The 16,812-nt window shown below is 46.6% G+C and carries 14 protein-coding genes and 1 pseudogene; 12 read left to right on the forward strand and 3 right to left on the reverse strand.

From position 1 onward, the window contains the following. Window positions 1-293: 293 nt before the first annotated feature. The 3 genes and pseudogenes from greA (at window position 294) to rlmN (ending at window position 3,683) form a co-directional block, all read left to right on the forward strand. On the forward strand, window positions 294-770 hold the full coding sequence (gene greA / locus QF041_RS21600) for a transcription elongation factor GreA (protein ID WP_047840913.1): 477 nt from the start codon (window positions 294-296) through the stop codon (window positions 768-770). A gap of 282 nt (window positions 771-1,052) precedes the next feature. Continuing rightward, window positions 1,053-2,409, forward strand: a pseudogene (locus QF041_RS21605) (sodium-dependent transporter). A gap of 179 nt (window positions 2,410-2,588) precedes the next feature. Then, complete coding sequence (rlmN, locus tag QF041_RS21610) at window positions 2,589-3,683, forward strand: dual-specificity RNA methyltransferase RlmN (protein WP_210109409.1); 1,095 nt, start codon at window positions 2,589-2,591, stop codon at window positions 3,681-3,683. A 170-nt stretch (window positions 3,684-3,853) separates the two neighbouring features. Here rlmN and QF041_RS21615 read toward each other — a convergent pair whose 3' ends face one another. Next, window positions 3,854-4,297, reverse strand: a complete 444-nt coding sequence (locus QF041_RS21615) for a GNAT family N-acetyltransferase (RefSeq protein ID WP_307415609.1) — start codon at window positions 4,295-4,297, stop codon at window positions 3,854-3,856. Between the two features lie 223 nt (window positions 4,298-4,520). Here QF041_RS21615 and QF041_RS21620 point away from each other — a divergent pair, with 223 nt between their 5' ends. The 5 genes from QF041_RS21620 (at window position 4,521) to QF041_RS21640 (ending at window position 9,725) form a co-directional block, all read left to right on the forward strand. Then, window positions 4,521-4,961 (forward strand): MarR family winged helix-turn-helix transcriptional regulator, encoded by a 441-nt coding sequence (locus QF041_RS21620; protein ID WP_373461402.1) that lies wholly within the window; start codon window positions 4,521-4,523, stop codon window positions 4,959-4,961. A gap of 78 nt (window positions 4,962-5,039) precedes the next feature. Then, entirely contained in the window at window positions 5,040-6,152 is a 1,113-nt protein-coding gene (locus tag QF041_RS21625; protein WP_307415610.1) for a glycosyl hydrolase family 8, read from the forward strand. 129 nt (window positions 6,153-6,281) lie between these two features. After that, window positions 6,282-7,157 carry a diguanylate cyclase domain-containing protein gene (locus tag QF041_RS21630; protein ID WP_307415612.1) on the forward strand — a complete coding sequence of 292 codons (876 nt, stop codon included), beginning with the start codon at window positions 6,282-6,284 and terminating at the stop codon, window positions 7,155-7,157. Between the two features lie 389 nt (window positions 7,158-7,546). Next, window positions 7,547-8,842 carry a glycosyltransferase family 2 protein gene (locus QF041_RS21635; protein WP_307415613.1) on the forward strand — a complete coding sequence of 432 codons (1,296 nt, stop codon included), beginning with the start codon at window positions 7,547-7,549 and terminating at the stop codon, window positions 8,840-8,842. 154 nt (window positions 8,843-8,996) lie between these two features. Beyond that, complete coding sequence (locus QF041_RS21640; protein ID WP_307415614.1) at window positions 8,997-9,725, forward strand: class I SAM-dependent methyltransferase; 729 nt, start codon at window positions 8,997-8,999, stop codon at window positions 9,723-9,725. 200 nt (window positions 9,726-9,925) lie between these two features. On the opposite strand, the gene QF041_RS21645 is transcribed toward QF041_RS21640, so the two are convergent. Both QF041_RS21645 and QF041_RS21650 read right to left on the reverse strand, forming a co-directional pair. After that, the gene (locus QF041_RS21645; protein WP_307415615.1) at window positions 9,926-10,708 is read right to left on the reverse strand and encodes an ABC transporter ATP-binding protein; all 783 of its coding nucleotides are present in this window, start codon (window positions 10,706-10,708) and stop codon (window positions 9,926-9,928) included. 78 nt (window positions 10,709-10,786) lie between these two features. After that, entirely contained in the window at window positions 10,787-12,010 is a 1,224-nt protein-coding gene (locus tag QF041_RS21650; RefSeq protein WP_307415616.1) for an MFS transporter, read from the reverse strand. Window positions 12,011-12,127: 117 nt separating this feature from the next. Here QF041_RS21650 and QF041_RS21655 point away from each other — a divergent pair, with 117 nt between their 5' ends. The 4 genes from QF041_RS21655 to QF041_RS21670 all read left to right on the forward strand — a co-directional run bounded on the left by QF041_RS21655 (window position 12,128) and on the right by QF041_RS21670 (window position 16,778). After that, the gene (locus QF041_RS21655; RefSeq protein ID WP_307415617.1) at window positions 12,128-12,931 is read left to right on the forward strand and encodes an AraC family transcriptional regulator; all 804 of its coding nucleotides are present in this window, start codon (window positions 12,128-12,130) and stop codon (window positions 12,929-12,931) included. Between the two features lie 366 nt (window positions 12,932-13,297). Continuing rightward, window positions 13,298-14,203, forward strand: coding sequence for an ABC transporter permease (locus tag QF041_RS21660; protein ID WP_047841090.1), 906 nt, complete (start codon window positions 13,298-13,300; stop codon window positions 14,201-14,203). Window positions 14,204-14,232: 29 nt separating this feature from the next. Beyond that, window positions 14,233-15,114, forward strand: a complete 882-nt coding sequence (locus QF041_RS21665; protein WP_307415618.1) for a carbohydrate ABC transporter permease — start codon at window positions 14,233-14,235, stop codon at window positions 15,112-15,114. 68 nt (window positions 15,115-15,182) lie between these two features. Next, window positions 15,183-16,778, forward strand: a complete 1,596-nt coding sequence (locus QF041_RS21670) for an extracellular solute-binding protein (RefSeq protein ID WP_307415619.1) — start codon at window positions 15,183-15,185, stop codon at window positions 16,776-16,778. The last annotated feature ends 34 nt before the right edge of the window (window positions 16,779-16,812 follow it).

The following is a 16,812-nucleotide window of genomic DNA, read 5'->3' on the forward strand; positions in this document are numbered from 1 at the left end:
ATCCAGATCACCTCACGTCATATAGTGGGATGCAGCCCAAATTTTTATAAAACTTCTGCTGCCCTGAGTTCATTGTAAAAGTCAACGGGTGAAAACAACATCATCAATTGAGCCGATTGTAACGGTACAATTCATAGGATAGCTTTTTAAAATCATCTCAAGAGATGGACATGATTTTGATGTCATTGAAATACAATATATGGATGAGCTATTTCTTTTTCTGGGGTATGCTAACCTTTTGGAGTGGATATAGGTTAGAATATAGATAGATAGCAGGATTAGGAGATGGAAAAATGGCTAATGATGAAGTGATTTTGACACAGGAAGGCTTGGAAAAGCTGGAGGACGAACTGAAGGATTTGAAGACGGTGAAGCGTAAGGAATTGGCAGCTCGTCTGAAACTCGCGATCAGTTACGGTGACCTGAAGGAAAATAGTGAGTATCATTCAGCCAAAGATGATCAGGCCTTTATGGAGACCCGAATTTTGATCTTGGAGAAGATGCTGACAAAAGCAAGAGTCATTTCTTCAGACAATATAGACTCCAACAAAGTGAGCATTGGATCGACGGTGTTGCTTAATGACATTGAGTTCGCCGAGAAGATTGAATATAAAGTGGTTGGCCCTGCCGAGGCCGATGTTGCGAATAATAAAATTTCGTACGAGAGCCCGCTGGGCAAGGAGATAATGGGCAAAGAAGTGGGCAGCGTCATTCATGTCAATGCTCCGATGGGCGTTATCAAGTACGAGTTACTTCAAATTAAAGTGTAATTCAAAAAGAGAGGTGCTTCGCAGTCATCCAAATGGCTGAGGGGACACCTCTTTTTGATTCTACTGGGCTTTGAACGGTTGGGAATGCGGATTTGTTGAAACTCATACGGTTGGACTAACGGACTTTATCACATACTGTGTTTAAGGAACTTATGAGATGAAGATTTCCGTGTGTTTTATATGTAAAAAAATAACATTTCGACAAATTTCGAATTTCGAATGACCTGACAAGGTGAGTAGTATATAATTACGGGAAAACTTTAAAGTGATGGAGTAGATACGATGAATTTTAGTAAGCCTAATCTAGATCAAGACAACGCTGGCAAAGGAGAACGTTTCTCCCAAGCTGGATTTATCCTGGCGGCCATTGGTAGTTCGGTTGGTCTGGGCAACATGTGGAAATTCCCGTACATTACGGGTGAGAACGGAGGGGCTGCGTTTTTCCTGCTCTTCATCGTTTGTTTGCTGCTCATCGGTCTGCCAGTTCTTCTCGCTGAACTTGCGATTGGTCGCAGTGGCAGAGGTTAGTGCAGCTACGGCTTTTATCAAAGCAGGTGGACATAAAGGTTGGCTCGCAGCCGGTTTGCTGCAAGTATTGACGCCGTTTATCATCCTGTCCTTTTATGTCATTATTGCAGGCTGGACCCTGCAATATGCAATTACGTCATTCAGTGGAACATTGTTTAACAATCCGGATTATGCCGGACAATTCAATTCCTTCATAGGAGGTTATATGCCGATTGTGTGGCAACTGGTTTCAGTTCTGATCACAGGCTGGATTGTTGCCAAAGGGGTATCTAACGGAATCGAGAAGTTTAACAAGGTACTGATTCCAGCGATGTTGGTACTGCTCATTATCCTGATGATTCGTGCAGTTACATTGCCGGGTGCAGGTGCTGGGGTATCCTTCTTCCTGAATCCGGACTTCTCGCAGCTTACGACGGAATCCGCACTGGTAGCGCTTGGACATGCCTTCTTCTCCCTGTCACTGGGGATGGGTATTCTTGTAACCTACGGTTCGTATGTGGATAAAAATCAATCTCTCGGTGCGGCAACCGTCGCCGTTGGTGCAGGTGACCTGATCTATGCATTCATTGCTGGTCTGATCATCTTCCCAACAACATTCTCGTTTGGTATTGCACCGGACCAAGGACCGTCACTGATTTTTGTGGCACTTCCGGCGGCCTTCTCGGCAATGCCACTTGGTTTCTTGTTTGGTGGACTGTTCTTCATCCTGCTGGCTATTGCGGCATTAACGTCAGCAGTATCCTTGCTGGAAGTTCCGGTGAAATATTTCATGGAACGTTTGTCCTGGAGCCGCAGTCGTGCGGTATGGGTGATATCACTCGCGGTCTTCATCGTGGGACTTCCTTCGGTGTTGTCGCTCGGCTTGCTGCCTGAATGGACGATTGGATCGAAGAGTGTGTTCGACTGGATGGACTTTGTAGCATCCAACATCCTGCTGCCTGTAGGTGGACTGCTTGTAACGATTTTTGCCGGATACTTCTGGAAAACGGCTGCGGAAGCTTCCGGCCTGCGTTCCGGATGGTTCCGGGTGTGGTTGTTCATGCTGCGTTACGTAGCTCCGATCCTGGTTCTGCTGGTTCTACTGCACACATCCGGTATCATTCACTTCTAATGGTGAAGACCCGATAGGGTGAAATATGGTCTGTTGTGCAGATTTACCATGGATAAAACCTCTTGGAAGAAATGCAAAAGCCCTTGTTTTCCCTCGTCAATTTTGGGACAATACGGAGTAGAGGTTTTTTGGGTAGGACCGATAAGCCATATGCTTTTTTGCGAAAAGAGGATTATACAATGAACAAATCATCCATATATGGATTAACATTAGAGCAATTACGTTCCTGGCTGCCGGAGCATGGGCAGAAAAAATCCCGTGCATCCCGGATCTGGGAATGGTTATATCAAGAGCGTGTACACGATTTCCCCGCGATGTCCGATGTCCGTCAAGAATGTCTGGACGTTCTCTCTGAGCATTTCACAATGAACTCGCTGAGCGAACATGTGAAGCAGGAATCGGCAGATGGTACCGTGAAGTTTCTGCTTCGGATGCAGGACGGCAACCTGATTGAGACGGTATTGATGCGGCAAAAATACGGACTTACCGTCTGTGTGACCACACAAGTGGGCTGTAACATTGGCTGTAGCTTCTGTGCGAGCGGTCTGATCAAGAAGAGCCGAGACCTGACCGCTGGAGAGATTGTGGAACAGATTATGCATGTGCAGCGACATCTGGATGCAGCGGGTCAAGACGAGCGGGTAACCAACGTAGTTGTGATGGGAATTGGCGAACCGTTTGACAACTTCCAGCACATGAGTGATTTCATCGAAGTCATCAAGGATCGCAAAGGACTGGCACTTGCCGCCAAACGGATTACTGTTTCCACGAGTGGCCTTCCGGACAAAATCAAGGAATTTGCAGACAGCAGTCTGCAGGTTAACCTGGCGATCTCTCTGCATGCACCTAATAATGAACTGCGTACACACATCATGAAGATCAACCGGGCTTTCCCGATTGAGCAATTGATGGATGCGGTGGATTATTATCTGGCTAAAACCAACAAACGCATCATGTTTGAGTACATCCTGCTACGTGATGTTAACGATCAACGTGAGCATGCCGCGGAATTGGCTGAACTGTTGTCTAGTCGCAGAAGTATGGTCAGTGTAAACCTGATCCCATACAACCCGGTGGATGAGCACAGTCAGTATCAACGGAGTACAGAAGAATCGATTCTGGGCTTCTATGATACGCTCAAAAAGAACAACATCAACTCCACTGTACGTATGGAACATGGTACGGATATCGATGCTGCCTGCGGACAGTTGCGCAGTAAACAAATGAAGAACAACGCTGCCGAATCCGAGCCAGGCCGTCTGGCACTGGGATAAAACACAATGCGGATCTGGCAAGTAAGTTAGGGATACTTGGTTGTTATAATCAGTGCCTGTACTTTTTACGTGTCATTTACCGTTGTTGAGTCACTAATGAATGTGTTGCCTGAATGCAAAACGCCTCTGTATATCACTGAGAAGTGATAACGGAGGCGTTTTTTGGAATGTCATGATTTCAGTTTTTTGGTCATCAGCAGATGGGGAATGCCGTCTTCCATAAATACTTCCGACGCGGGTGCATATCCGAGACGTTCGTAGAACCCGGAAGCTTGTACCTGTGCGTGCAGCTTGGCTTTCTCAAGACCATCAGCAACAGCCATCTGCTCCAGCTTGTCGATCAGCACACGGCCCAGGCCGTGTTTGCGGTAATCAAGCATGACACAGATCCGTTCCAATTTGGCGACCTGTTCCACAATGCGCAGTCTGGAGGAAGCAGCAGGTACACCGTCTACGTAGAGTAGAATGTGGCGCGCCTCCGCGTCTAATGTATCATAAGTATCGAATTCATCCGCTGCGGGTACGCCTTGTTCTTCGACAAAAATAGCAGTACGAATGGCGAAGCAGGCATCGAGCAATTCCTGATTAGTAACTTCAACAATCGTTGTATTCATGAATGTTTCTCCTTTGGGTGATCGTAATGTTATCCTGACGTGATAAACTGGTACATAACAGGAATGTGGAACACATCTCGTTCTTTTACAAGCTTTAAGTTATCTAGCTAAAATTAAAACCAATTCAACAGTAGTTATACCATCAATTATGTTGCGAATGCAACAATTTTATAGGGGCGTGAATGTGTTGACTGAGAAAAAAGAAGTGCTGCGTGAAATTGGTATGATTGCCCGCTGTCTGGATTCAATCAGTAATGTGGAGTTTCAGCATCTGAACCTGTCCCGTGGACAATATCTATATCTGTATCGAATCTGTGAGAATCCCGGGATTATTCCGAATCAGCTTGCTGAACTGATCAAAGTGGATCGCACAACGGCGGCCAGAGCTATTAGCAAACTCGAATCCGATGGATTCATTATTAAACAGCCAGCAATGGGTAATAAGAAGAATAAGGTGTTGTATCCCACCGAAGCTGGGCTTGAAGCATGGGAATTCATTCGTAAAGAGGGCGTACATTCGGATCAGGTGACTCTGGATGGTCTGACTGAGGAAGAGATCGAGACCGCGGTCATGCTTCTCCGTCGAATGCGCCATAATATCGAGGTGGACTGGAAATTTGTCAAAAAGGGTGGACGGCGATCCTACATGGATAACCTTGAATAGATGCGAACTTTAGATGTACCTCAGTCACTGACCAAAAAATTCAGGGGTTCACAGTCGTATACATGTGGGAGGAATGGCGTGAAGTTCATATTTCGAAAAAAACGAACGTGGCTGATTCTACTGCTGATCAGTATTACAGCAGCCAGCGTGTTGTTGATGAGGGAGCGGTTCCAGATGAACGAAGTATCCCCAACGGTATCTTTTATCAAGGATGATATGACCAACCCGAACGGAACACTGGCCACCTACTTACAGGATGCAGCTTCGGAGGAGGCAGATACTGTTGCGGGTAGAGAGGCGTTGTCGGAGTCACTCGGCCTGTGGATGCAGTATGCTTTAGCAAATGATGATCAGGCTTTGTTTGAGCAGAGCTACGAGCAATTGAAGACCTATTTTCTCACGCCGCCAAGCCCTTATATAGCCTGGAAGCTGGATGCCAAGGGTGAATCCCATGTAACGACAAATGCACTTGGCGACGATCTTCGTATTATAGGTGCCCTATTGGAAGCAGCAGATCAGTGGGAGCAAGGGAGAGAGGCGAAGTTAGCGACCGCAGCCGCTATTTCCCGTGGCTTAACACAATCGGCTCAGCAACAAGGATATTTGGTAGATTTCCATGATTTTGCAGGTGGACATTCAACGGATACATTAAGCCTGGTCTATGTAGATCTGCCTGCACTGCAAGCGATGGAAAAACATCAAATGGTGGAACCCGGAACCTACGCGAAATACGAAGCTTTACTGAAGAAGATGCCTGAAGATGAATTGTTTTATCCGAAGACCTTCGATGTGGTCCGTAAAAAATATACGTATGATGATACAGTGAATCTGATCGACCAGTTGATCGTGGCGAATCATCTAACCGTGACCGACCGCAAACCGGACAAGCTCATTTCTTTTTTGAAAAAGGAGTTCAACACCCGGCATCAGCTGCCCGGACAGTATAAGCGAGAATCACGCACACCTGCCGTCTCTTATGAATCCTCCTCAGTATATGGCCTCGCCATCTTGCTTGCTGTTCGTTCAGGTGATCCAAAATGGGCCAAACAGTTGTATAACCATATGACTACGTTGCGTGGTCAGGACTCTCGTTATCCGGGTGGATATGTATTTGACGGTAACACACATCTGTTTGACAATCTTTTTCCTTTATTGGGAGAAGTTAATTTACAGAAAAACATTACAAAGTAAGGATTTTGTCATTTCATGAATTGTTCAATGTGGTAGCATAGTTTTGTCTAATGATGTCATAAATTGTTGAAATATAAAAGACGTGAGTTTGAACAAGAGTTCTAAAACTTTCAACGGAGAGAAGGAACTATGAGAAATAAAGCACCTACCCACCGTATTGCATGGGGATATGCCCTTTTAATTGGACTCGCCCTCATGCAGCAACTGATGATTTATCTTAAAGTGTACATGGATCAGAGCTACACTACAGGGGATATGATTTTTAGTATCGTGTCGCTGGGTGCATTGGTTTTTGGTCTTTTTCTGCCTGTTGGAGTATCCGTCGTGGCGGGGTTTGTATATCTGGTCTCTTATTTTGTGTGGCTTGTTACTTACGCTGATGCAAACGTGCTTGTGTTCTCCTGGTGGTTGCTCATCCCTGCCAACGTCGCTGTGGCTGCATTCATCAAGGCAAGTCTGCTGCGCAGTGCGCGTGTAGTGGAACGTCTCCAGGAGATGCAGGATCGTAACCCGGAAATCGATCTGGATACCTCGCTTGGTAATAAGGGAGCTCTGGCAGATACGTTAATCAAACACAGTAACCTTGCTCGTCGATACTCCGAAAAGTATGGATTCAGCATTGCCATGTTCAAGATCGAATTCTTGCCACTGATGATGGAATCCCTCGGTTCTGTCCGGTATGCACAATTCCTGCTTGAAATCTCGGGTACGATCCAGAAGCAGATTCGATATGAGGATTATAAATTTTTCGTGGATCGTGGGCGGTTTGTCATCATATGTCCGATGGTGAATGTGGAATATCTTCCACTTCTTACACAGCGGATCAAAAAAGCCATAATGGATCTTCATATTATTGATAAAAAGGGAAATGAGCTGCAAACGGTGATACGCTCTGGTGCTCTGGTATTCCAAAAGGAGCAATTCAGCAAGTACGAGGACATTGACGCGGTTATTGCTGCCCTTGAACGAAACACAGAGACCGATCTCATCGGTGAGTATATATAAGTTATATAGTTCAACTAATCATTTACACGTTAACGGAGGGGACAGAAATAATCTGAAGAAGCGAAGCGTTCGCCTAAAAGCTTTCTGAAAGAAAGCTGCATCGGAAGCATACGCTTATCCCTGGATTTTCCCTTATGAAGAAGGGAATCAAAAAAATCTGGGGATAACAGCGATCGGAAGGTTGTTCTGTCCTCGGAGTGTCAGTGTAAATAATCTTTAGTTGAACTTATATAACGGGAAGGAGAGAGGCGCTGTGGACTATATGTCCTGGTTCATCCCGATCTGTATCGCCGTCAGTTCTTTATTTGCGGTATTCACGATTTGGTTAACAATTGCAACCCTTCGCTTTCGGTCGAAAGTTATTCGCAAGTATGATCGGAGGAAAGTAAGTGGCTGATTTTATTTTAATATTATCCATATTTAGTATCTGGATTGCCGTATTCGAGTCGATTGTTATTATGGCAGGTGCGATTCGTTTTATTAATAAACAGGACAAAAAAGGGATTCAGATCCCTGAAGATATGGATCATTATCCAACAGTCACGGTCATGGTACCTGCGCATAACGAGGGTCTGGTCATTGTTGCGACGGTAGAGCATATTCTGCGCCTGAATTACCCGGAGGATAAAGTTCAGGTCATCGTGATCGCGGATAACTGTACAGATGATACCGCAGAGAAGCTGAAATCGTTCCTAAGTCAGACCAGTTATATGCATCGCAATGTGACAGTAATGGAGCGTAAAGGAACAGGTGGCAAGTCCGGGGCATTAAATGACGGACTGGACATAGCCACGGGCGATTGGATCTGTATCTTCGATGCAGATGCCGCACCTGAACGGAATTCATTAATGTTTTTGACCCAAAAATCGCTTGAGAATCCTGAACAATATGGCGTGGTTTTTGGCAGAAACAAAGCACGCAACAGAGGACAGAATTTCCTCTCCAAATGCATCAACCTGGAGATCATTACTTCGCAACGTGTGTATCACACAGGACTATGGGAATTGTTCCAGCTTGGTTCCATCCCGGGGACGAATTACATTATCAAAACCGAGTTGATCCGGGAGATTGGCGGCTGGGATGTGACAGCCATTACAGAAGATACGGCATTATCATTCGAGATTTTGAATCGCGGACAGTTTGTGGCGCTTGCGCCGCAAGCGGAAGCCTATCAGCAGGAGCCCGAACAGCTTAGTGTATACATGAAGCAGCGCGAACGCTGGGCCAAGGGGAACTACCAGGTGGTACTGGATAATATCCATAACCTGTTTAACCGTTCCAGTTGGCGTAATAAGTTGCTGGTCATCTATTATGCCGTCAGTTATTTCTGGTTTATGCTTGCGATCATTGTATCGGATATTATATTTCTCGTGAATCTGGTCTATCGGGTCATTGCCATATTTAAACCAGAGGTAAGTTCACCGTTCCAGTTTGCCGGCGATGCATATGTGTTCCTGGTCATTGGTTGGGCACTCATGTACTTTATTTATGTGTTACAGATCAATCTGGCACTTGCCGCAGATATTGGACAGAGCAATACTCGTAATTTCATCTATGCCTGCGTATCCTATTTCACATATGCACAGCTGTTCATCCTGATCTCGATCAAGGCATTCTACTCCTTGATTATGGACAAGATTCGGAAACGCGAAAGCGAATGGTACAAAACAGAACGTTTTGGCTAAGCGACGAAAATTGTAGAAGTGTAAGGCAGAAAGGCTTTTGCTGGACAACTCCAGACAACAGCCTTTTTTTGTTATAGCCAGGTACATCCATATTCTGTATACTCTTACAGGCTGTAAATAGGAAGCATGCTTATCCGAAATGGAGGGTCACGGAATGAAGGACAGAGGATCGGACTTTTACGATGATGAGGCGAACTTTGAGAAGTATATGGAACGTCGCAAGTGGCAGGAGAACGCCAATGATACATTGGAGAAGCCGGTGATGCTGGAGTTGATTGGAGATGTTGCCGGCAAGAACATACTGGACCTTGGTTGTGGAGATGCAAGGTTCGCCGCAGAATTGCTGAGTAGGGAGCGCGAAGGTGCGACGTATACGGGGATTGAGGGTTCTGTGAATATGATTCAGGCAGCTAACGAATCGGTAAAAGGATTAAATGCCCGGATTGAGCAAGCGTTCATGGAAGACTGGACCTATCCGGCCGGAGTGTACGATCTGGTTATATCAAGACTGGCTGTTCACTACATTGAAGATGTGGAGAGCCTGTTCCGCAACATATACAATACTTTGAAAGAGAACGGGACATTTGTATTCTCGGTAGAACATCCTGTGATCACGTCCACACTGCAACCCTCCGGGACTCGAACGGATTGGGTGGTTGATCAGTATTTTGTAGAAGGATATCGGGAGCAGCAGTGGCTGGGCGGTTCTGTGAAAAAGATGCATCGGTCCATTGAATCATACTATATGGCGTTGCAGCGGGCAGGATTCCATGTAGAACATTTACGCGAGTCAGCACCACAGCGTGCTTATTTTGTAAACGAGGAAACCTATCTACGAAGGCAGCGTATTCCATTGTTTCTGTTTTTAAGTGCCCGGAAGTAGATAGTGATAAAGCGTATAGATAAATAGAAGGACATAACCAAGTTATACTCATAAAATAGAAAGTTCTACACAGAAAACGGTGGATAACACTAGATATAGGAGTAAAAAGCCCGAAATCTATCCACATGTGGATAAGATCTTGGGCTTTTACTGTTATGTTTCTACACCTATGTTACGTTTGCTGTGTATAACCCCACAATTCATGAATCCGCCGCAGCTCTGACATAGACACGTTCTCCATGCCGATCAACTTCCACAGGTGCCTCGAAGAAGTTGCTAAGCACTTCTGTGTTCATCAGATTGTTAGTTAATCCGCTATGGACTATTTCACCCCGGCGAAGCAGGAGGCTGTGACTAAACACAGGCAATATTTCCTCAGTGTGATGGGTGACATAGATGAGCGAAGGGGTATCTGGACGCTGTGATAATTCACGGATGCTATCCAGCAGTCGCTCTCTTGAGAACAGATCCAGTCCATTGCAAGGCTCGTCCAGAATAAGTACGCGTGGATTGGCCATAAGTGCTCGGGCAATAAGAAGTTTCTGTTTCTCCCCTTGAGAACAGGTACGATATTCGCGATCCCACAGGTGCTGACAGCCCAGCGTTTGCATCAATTCCTGTGCCTGATCCAGATCATCATCTGATAACTTGTCATACAGGCCAATGGTGGCGTGTTTACCGCTGATCACGACATACTGCGTGCGGTCTGTGCCATGCAATTTCTCTTGCAGAGACGAACTGACCCAGCCGATGGACTTGCGAAGCTGTCTTAAATCCACATCCCCATATTCATGGCCTAACACGGATATCTTGCCTTCGGTCGGCCAGAGATACCCGGTGATCATGTTCAGGAGTGTTGTTTTGCCGGAGCCATTCAGGCCAAGCAACGCCCAGTGTTCACCGTCATTCACCTGCCAGTTCACATCGTTCAGCAGGGTAAGTGGTCCCCTTTTCCAAGTAACATGCTGTACATCAATAATCATGCGTTATTCCTTCCTTCTGATATCCTCGAGTGTCTTAGGTGTATTGTAGTCACAAAATCAGTGAGGTTTCAACGGTTATCACGCTGTTCTTGGTTGGTCCTTGCGCAGAAATACAGCACACACACCAAGCAGTGGCAAAAACGAACATAACTTGATAACAAACGAAATACTGGTCACGTCAATTAAGGAACCTAACACAACCGAGCCAAGTCCAGCCATGCCGAACGACAGGCCAAAAAACAATCCGGATACTGTTCCAATATGACGAGGAAGCAATTCCTGTGCGTAGACAATGATAACGCTGAAACCGGACATCAGGATTAGTCCAATCATTCCGCACAAGACCATGGATAAGACGGGTCCTGCATAAGGTAGCAGCAGGGAAAACGGTGCAGTGCCTGCAATGGAGAACCAGATCATCGGTTTGCGTCCGTAGCGGTCAGCGAGTGGTCCACCAAGCAAGGTTCCGACCATGCCTGCAAATTGCAAAATAAACAGACAGATCTGTGCCTGGGAGAGAGGCAAGCCATATGCATCGGCATAATAGAAGGCGTAGTACCCGGTCATGCCTGCAATATATACGAATTTGGAGAACAGCAGCAGGATGAGAATTCCCATTGTAAAAGCGATGAATCCCCTGCTCACAGGCCGAGCTGCTGGCTCTGCGCCGCTTGATTTTAGAGGGCGTTGCTGACGAATGCGAGTCTCGGCAAGCTTGTCTCTGTACCAATGACTGACAAAAGACTGAATAAAGATGCCGATCAGGGCAAAGCCCATCAGCCATAGAAAACTTCGCTGTCCATGTGGCAGCAGGATGAAGGCGACCAGTAATGGAGCAATAGCCTGTCCTGTGTTGCCTCCCACCTGGAAGATCGACTGCGCCATTCCGCGTCCTCGTCCGGCTGCCATATGAGCCACGCGTGAGGACTCGGGGTGGAGGATGGATGAGCCTATGCCAATCAATGCTGCCGATACAAGCAACATCCATAACTCGGAAGACAAGGCTAAGCCAAGAACACCGATCAGGGAGAACAACATGCCTCCAGGAAGCAGAATCGGCATGGGTTTGCGATCCGACATATAACCGACCAGTGGCTGAAGGACGGATGCGGTAATATTCAGGGTGAAGGCAATCCAGCCCATCTGGGCGAAACTGAGCTGCATGGTCTGCTGGAATAGTGGGAAAGCAGACGGAACCACCGTCTGCATCGCATCATTCAGCAGATGGGCGAAGCTGACTCCGGCAAGTGCCCAATTGGCGGAGGAGTTGATTTGCATTTTACTTAAAGTGGCCTGAGCCATGGGAGATCACCTCGAATTATTTTTTTCTATGATAAAAGATGGGGGAAGATCATGTCTTTGTGAAAAGTGCTTGGAAAGTGAGCACGATTTGCTATAATGTCAGCAGGTGAGCAAACGATGGAATTAAACATGACGCTAAATGGGTTGGAATTATGGAAAGCTACCGGAGGGTTTGCGAATGAGCCGCATGTACATGACGACTGGTATCAGCTAACGCTGCCGGTCAGAGGTCAATGTCATCTGGTACAGGAACGGCAGGCATACCCGCTAAAAGCAGGCATAGGGATTATTGCTCATCCCCAGACTGAGCATTATTTTGAGATAGGGTCGGATTCGGCTGTCATTGTGATCAAGTTCCGTAAACCACCATTAGGCAGTATCGAAGGTGCGGAGTTAAGTGGGGGACGAGCTGAGTTTCGACCTACCCAGACTTTTGATCCTGCTGAGATCAGCAGTCTGTTTCGAGGCTGGAATTCCATTTTGTTAGATGATGTGCCCGAAATGCTGCAAGTGCAGGAAACAGAACTGGCGATCGAGACTTATCTAAGACGCATGTTGACGGGGCAGGAAAATGGAAAAAGGACTGTAAATCCCAGTACATTCATTGATCCTCATCTCCAACGAGTGCTGGACTACATTCACAGTGCCTACACAGGTCCAATGGATATTGATTCGATGGCGATGGTCGCGCATCAGAGCCGGTATCATTTTATGCGTTCTTTCAAGGCTCTTACAGGAACAACACCGTATCAATATCTGCTGAATTTGCGCGTAGAAGAAGCGTCCAGGAGGCTCCGCCATACAACGGATTCAGTGACCACAATCAGTTATGAACTGGGATTTTCCAGCGTCAGTCAGTTTTACAGAGCCTTTCAGCGAGTGTATGTTATGACACCGATGGAATATCGGAATCACATTTAGATTTTAACGGGCAGTCTCGCATATGCGAGACTGTATTTAGTACGTTATAACATGACACTGATTTTTGTTGTTGCCAAATATTGAAGACTTTGCTAAGATGGGAAAAAGTTTATGTAAGCGTATACATTTAGATTAAAATTACAACGTTGTAATTATGGTTATGGCAAGTATTGAAAAGAAAGAAATACGGTGTGAGGAGGACTATTTCAAGTAATTATCTCGTTATTACGCAGAATAATATAGGTTGTTACAAAATGTGAATGAGATGAATAACAAATACGTCAGAGAAATGACAGTTCTTTTTATTCAAAAATTCAAACGTTGTAATTATGTAGCGAAGGGGAGTGTTTCACGTTGAATAAACGCATGTCCACGCTGTTCAGCCTGATCAGACGGGATAAATATTTGCTACTGATGTTTTCGCCTATCTTTCTGTATTACCTCATCTTTATGTACCTTCCGATGCCTGGCGTGCTGTTGGCATTTCGCAATTTCTTGCCGGGGCAGGGCATGCTCAGCGGGGAGTGGGTGGGACTGCGCTGGTTCGAACAGTTCGTGAATTCCATTTACTTCTGGCGACTGCTGCGTAACACATTTTTGCTCGCCTTCCTGCCACTCCTGTTTGGTTTCTCCATTCCGATTTTATTCGCTGTCTGCATCGTGGAGATCAAGAACCGGACATTCAAGCGATTTGCCCAGACGGTTACGTACCTTCCTCACTTCATCTCCACTGTTGTTGTAGCCGGCATGATTATTAACTTCCTGTCACCAACAGACGGTATTGTGAACACCCTCATCGCGAGTCTTGGCATGGAAAAAGTGAACTTCATGATGGATGCGAGCTGGTTCCGTACCATCTTCACGAGTTCCGACATCTGGCAAAGTTTTGGCTTCAGCTCCATCATCTACATTGCAGCCATTATGGGGATCGACCCCGAGATGTATGATTCCGGCAAAATCGACGGTGTCAACAAATTCCAGGAGCTATGGCACCTGACCCTTCCCAGTATCAAACCAACCATTGTCATTCTTCTGCTTCTGTCGCTTGGCGGCATTATGAGTGTAGGTTTCGAGAAGGTATATCTGCTCTACAACGGAGCCACCTACGAAACGGCTGATGTCTTGTCCACCTATGTATACCGGATGGGGATTGAGGGCCAGAATTACGGCTTCGCCACAGCGGTCGGCCTGTTCAACTCCATTATCACCTTTATCCTTGTTTTTGCTGCCAATTCCATGACACGCCGCCTGACCAAGATGTCACTCTGGTAAGACTATAACCCGGACCAAAGGAGACCTGTATGCAAAAATCGAGAAGTGACCGTTTGTTCTACGGATGTGTCTACCTGCTGACCATACTGGCGGTTGTTGTCACGTTGTATCCCTTTCTGTACGTCATTAGTATTTCATTCAGCTCGGTGGATGCCATCGACAAACAAAAAGTTGTATTGTGGCCCGTTGGATTTACCCTGTCAGGTTACCAAATGGTACTGCAATACAAGGAGTTGTGGGTTTCGTTCTACAACACCCTCTGGTACACCGTGGTAGGCACACTGTTGAACATCGTGGCAACATGTCTTGCCGCGTTTCCATTATCCAGACAGCAGTTTTTCTTACGTCGCAAGCTGAATTTCTTCATCGCCTTCACCATGTATTTCTCGGGTGGACTCATTCCGGTCTACATGCTGATTACCTCGCTTGGGCTGTACAACACCCGCTGGGTTATGGTGCTGCCTGTGCTGTTGATTACGTTTAATGTCATGATCTGCCGCTCGGCCTTCGAAGGCATTCCGAATGAAATTTTCGAAAGTGCCAGTATAGACGGGGCCAACGAGATGACGATGCTGTATCGTCTGGCGGTTCCGATCATCAAGCCAACACTGGCTGTGCTCACGCTGTACTATGCGGTATTCCACTGGAACAACTTTTTCACGGCCCTATTATATCTGGGCAAACAGGATATGCAGCCCTTACAGATGTTCCTGCGAAGAGTGCTGATCATGGCTTCGCCGGAAGTGATGCAGAAGATGGGCGGTACGATGACATCTGGTGCGCTGGCGGTCTCCTCCCTTCAGGTTCGTTATGTATCCATTGTGGTCAGCATTCTGCCTATTGTTACGATCTACCCGTTTATCCAACGGTACTTCGTTAAGGGGATTACCCTCGGAGCCGTGAAAGGATAGCTTTACTTACTTAAGTGTCATGTCATTCAAGGGAGTTCAAAATGGTTCATACCAAGGAGGAATGATGGATGAGATTTAAAGGGGCAGGAAGAAAAAGTGTAATCGCAGCGATACTGGCAATCAGCCTGGCGGGATGTAGCGGCGGAACAGGGGCGGGAACCGATGCGGGGAGCACCCCGTCCAGTTCGGAGCCAGCCTTCAATTATACCGGGGCAGGGCCAGTAACGGATCAACCGGATGCCAAGCTGTCCATTCTCGGCACCAACGCTTGGACGACCAATGTGGACTTGTCCACCGCAGCTATCGTTAAGAAAATTGAGAGCAACGCCGGTGTAACGGTGGATTGGGATCTGATTCCGCCGCAGAACTATGCGGATGCCGTAAATCCGAGGCTGGCTGCCGGTACCGGCTTGCCCGATATCGTGTACCTGCCGGATCAGGATCAACTGATGAAGTACATTAACAGCGGTCTGTTCATTCCGATTAATGAACTGGTAGAGAAGTACGGCGTGAATCTTAAAAAAATATATGAAAAGTCGCCTTCGGTCAAAGCCAGTTTAACAACGCCAGATGGTAAAATGTATTATATCCCGCAGCAGACGTTAACCCGCAACTACATGCCGGTATTTATGGTTAATGTGCGCTGGCTTGATAAGTTGGGATTAAGCGAGCCGACCACGCTGGATGAATTTACGGCGATGCTGCGCAAGTTCAAGACAGAGGACCCGAACGGCAACGGAAAAGCCGATGAGATTCCGCTGTCCATGGAAGCCAAATTTGTGTCCATGGCCTTTGGCCCGGCATTTGGTCTCGACCTGTCCAACCAGTTCTACGCAGATGATCAGGGCAAAGTACATTTCAGCTATTATGAGCCTACCTACAAGGAGTACTTGACCTATCTGAATGGACTGTACAAGGAAGGTCTGCTTGGGGTGGATTATGCGAGTACCACGAGTGATCAGGTCACGTCGCGCATCTCTCAGGATGTGACGGGAGCAACGTTTAATTTTAGCTGGTATATGTCAATGGTCTACAGTCCGTTGTTCAAGGATTACAATCCAGAAGAGCCAATCATCAAAGGCATTTTACCACTGAAAGGACCGCATGGGGATCAGTTCTATGTAGGACGTACACCAGTGAGTGGCATCTTTGGCATTACACGCGATAGTAAAAATCCTGAACTTGCTTTCCGTTTCCTGGACTATGCCGTAAGTGAGGAAGCACAGACGTATTATACGTGGGGCATCAAGGATGACACGTATACGGAAGAGAATGGCGTGAAGACATTTACGGACAAAGGCAAGGACAATGAATACATTCAGAAGCTCGGCATTGGTCCGGTGAATCTGCCGAACATCCAATCCACCGATTCTGCTGATTCCGTCGTAGCCCCTTGGCATGCGAAGATGGATAAAGAACTGGAGCCGTATGTGCGCGAACCGTTCCCGTTTGTCTATGCCCTGCCGGATGAAGCGAGTGTGGAGAGCATGGCGATGCCTGACATCACCACATATGTGGAAGAGATGAACTTTAAGTTTATTAGCGGTGACGCCGGTCTGGATCAGTTTGACAGTTATATTGAGACGTTGAAGAAGATGAATATAGAGCAGGTTATTGCGGGCAGACAGGCACAATATGATCGTTATAAGTCTGCACAGAAATAGAAAATTAGGGTTTCAGGCGTATGAGAGGTGTTGA

The organism is Paenibacillus sp. W2I17 (assembly GCF_030815985.1).
Lineage (GTDB): Bacteria > Bacillota > Bacilli > Paenibacillales > Paenibacillaceae > Paenibacillus.

Coding starts and splice junctions, on each gene's coding strand:
- greA (WP_047840913.1), top strand. CDS start 294: ATGGCTAATGATGAAGTGATTTTGACACAGGAAGGCTTGGAAAAGCTG.
- rlmN (WP_210109409.1), top strand. CDS start 2,589: ATGAACAAATCATCCATATATGGATTAACATTAGAGCAATTACGTTCC.
- QF041_RS21615 (WP_307415609.1), bottom strand. CDS start 4,297: ATGAATACAACGATTGTTGAAGTTACTAATCAGGAATTGCTCGATGCC.
- QF041_RS21620 (WP_373461402.1), top strand. CDS start 4,521: ATGATTGCCCGCTGTCTGGATTCAATCAGTAATGTGGAGTTTCAGCAT.
- QF041_RS21630 (WP_307415612.1), top strand. CDS start 6,282: ATGAGAAATAAAGCACCTACCCACCGTATTGCATGGGGATATGCCCTT.
- QF041_RS21640 (WP_307415614.1), top strand. CDS start 8,997: ATGAAGGACAGAGGATCGGACTTTTACGATGATGAGGCGAACTTTGAG.
- QF041_RS21645 (WP_307415615.1), bottom strand. CDS start 10,708: ATGATTATTGATGTACAGCATGTTACTTGGAAAAGGGGACCACTTACC.
- QF041_RS21650 (WP_307415616.1), bottom strand. CDS start 12,010: ATGGCTCAGGCCACTTTAAGTAAAATGCAAATCAACTCCTCCGCCAAT.
- QF041_RS21655 (WP_307415617.1), top strand. CDS start 12,128: ATGGAATTAAACATGACGCTAAATGGGTTGGAATTATGGAAAGCTACC.
- QF041_RS21660 (WP_047841090.1), top strand. CDS start 13,298: ATGTCCACGCTGTTCAGCCTGATCAGACGGGATAAATATTTGCTACTG.
- QF041_RS21665 (WP_307415618.1), top strand. CDS start 14,233: ATGCAAAAATCGAGAAGTGACCGTTTGTTCTACGGATGTGTCTACCTG.
- QF041_RS21670 (WP_307415619.1), top strand. CDS start 15,183: ATGAGATTTAAAGGGGCAGGAAGAAAAAGTGTAATCGCAGCGATACTG.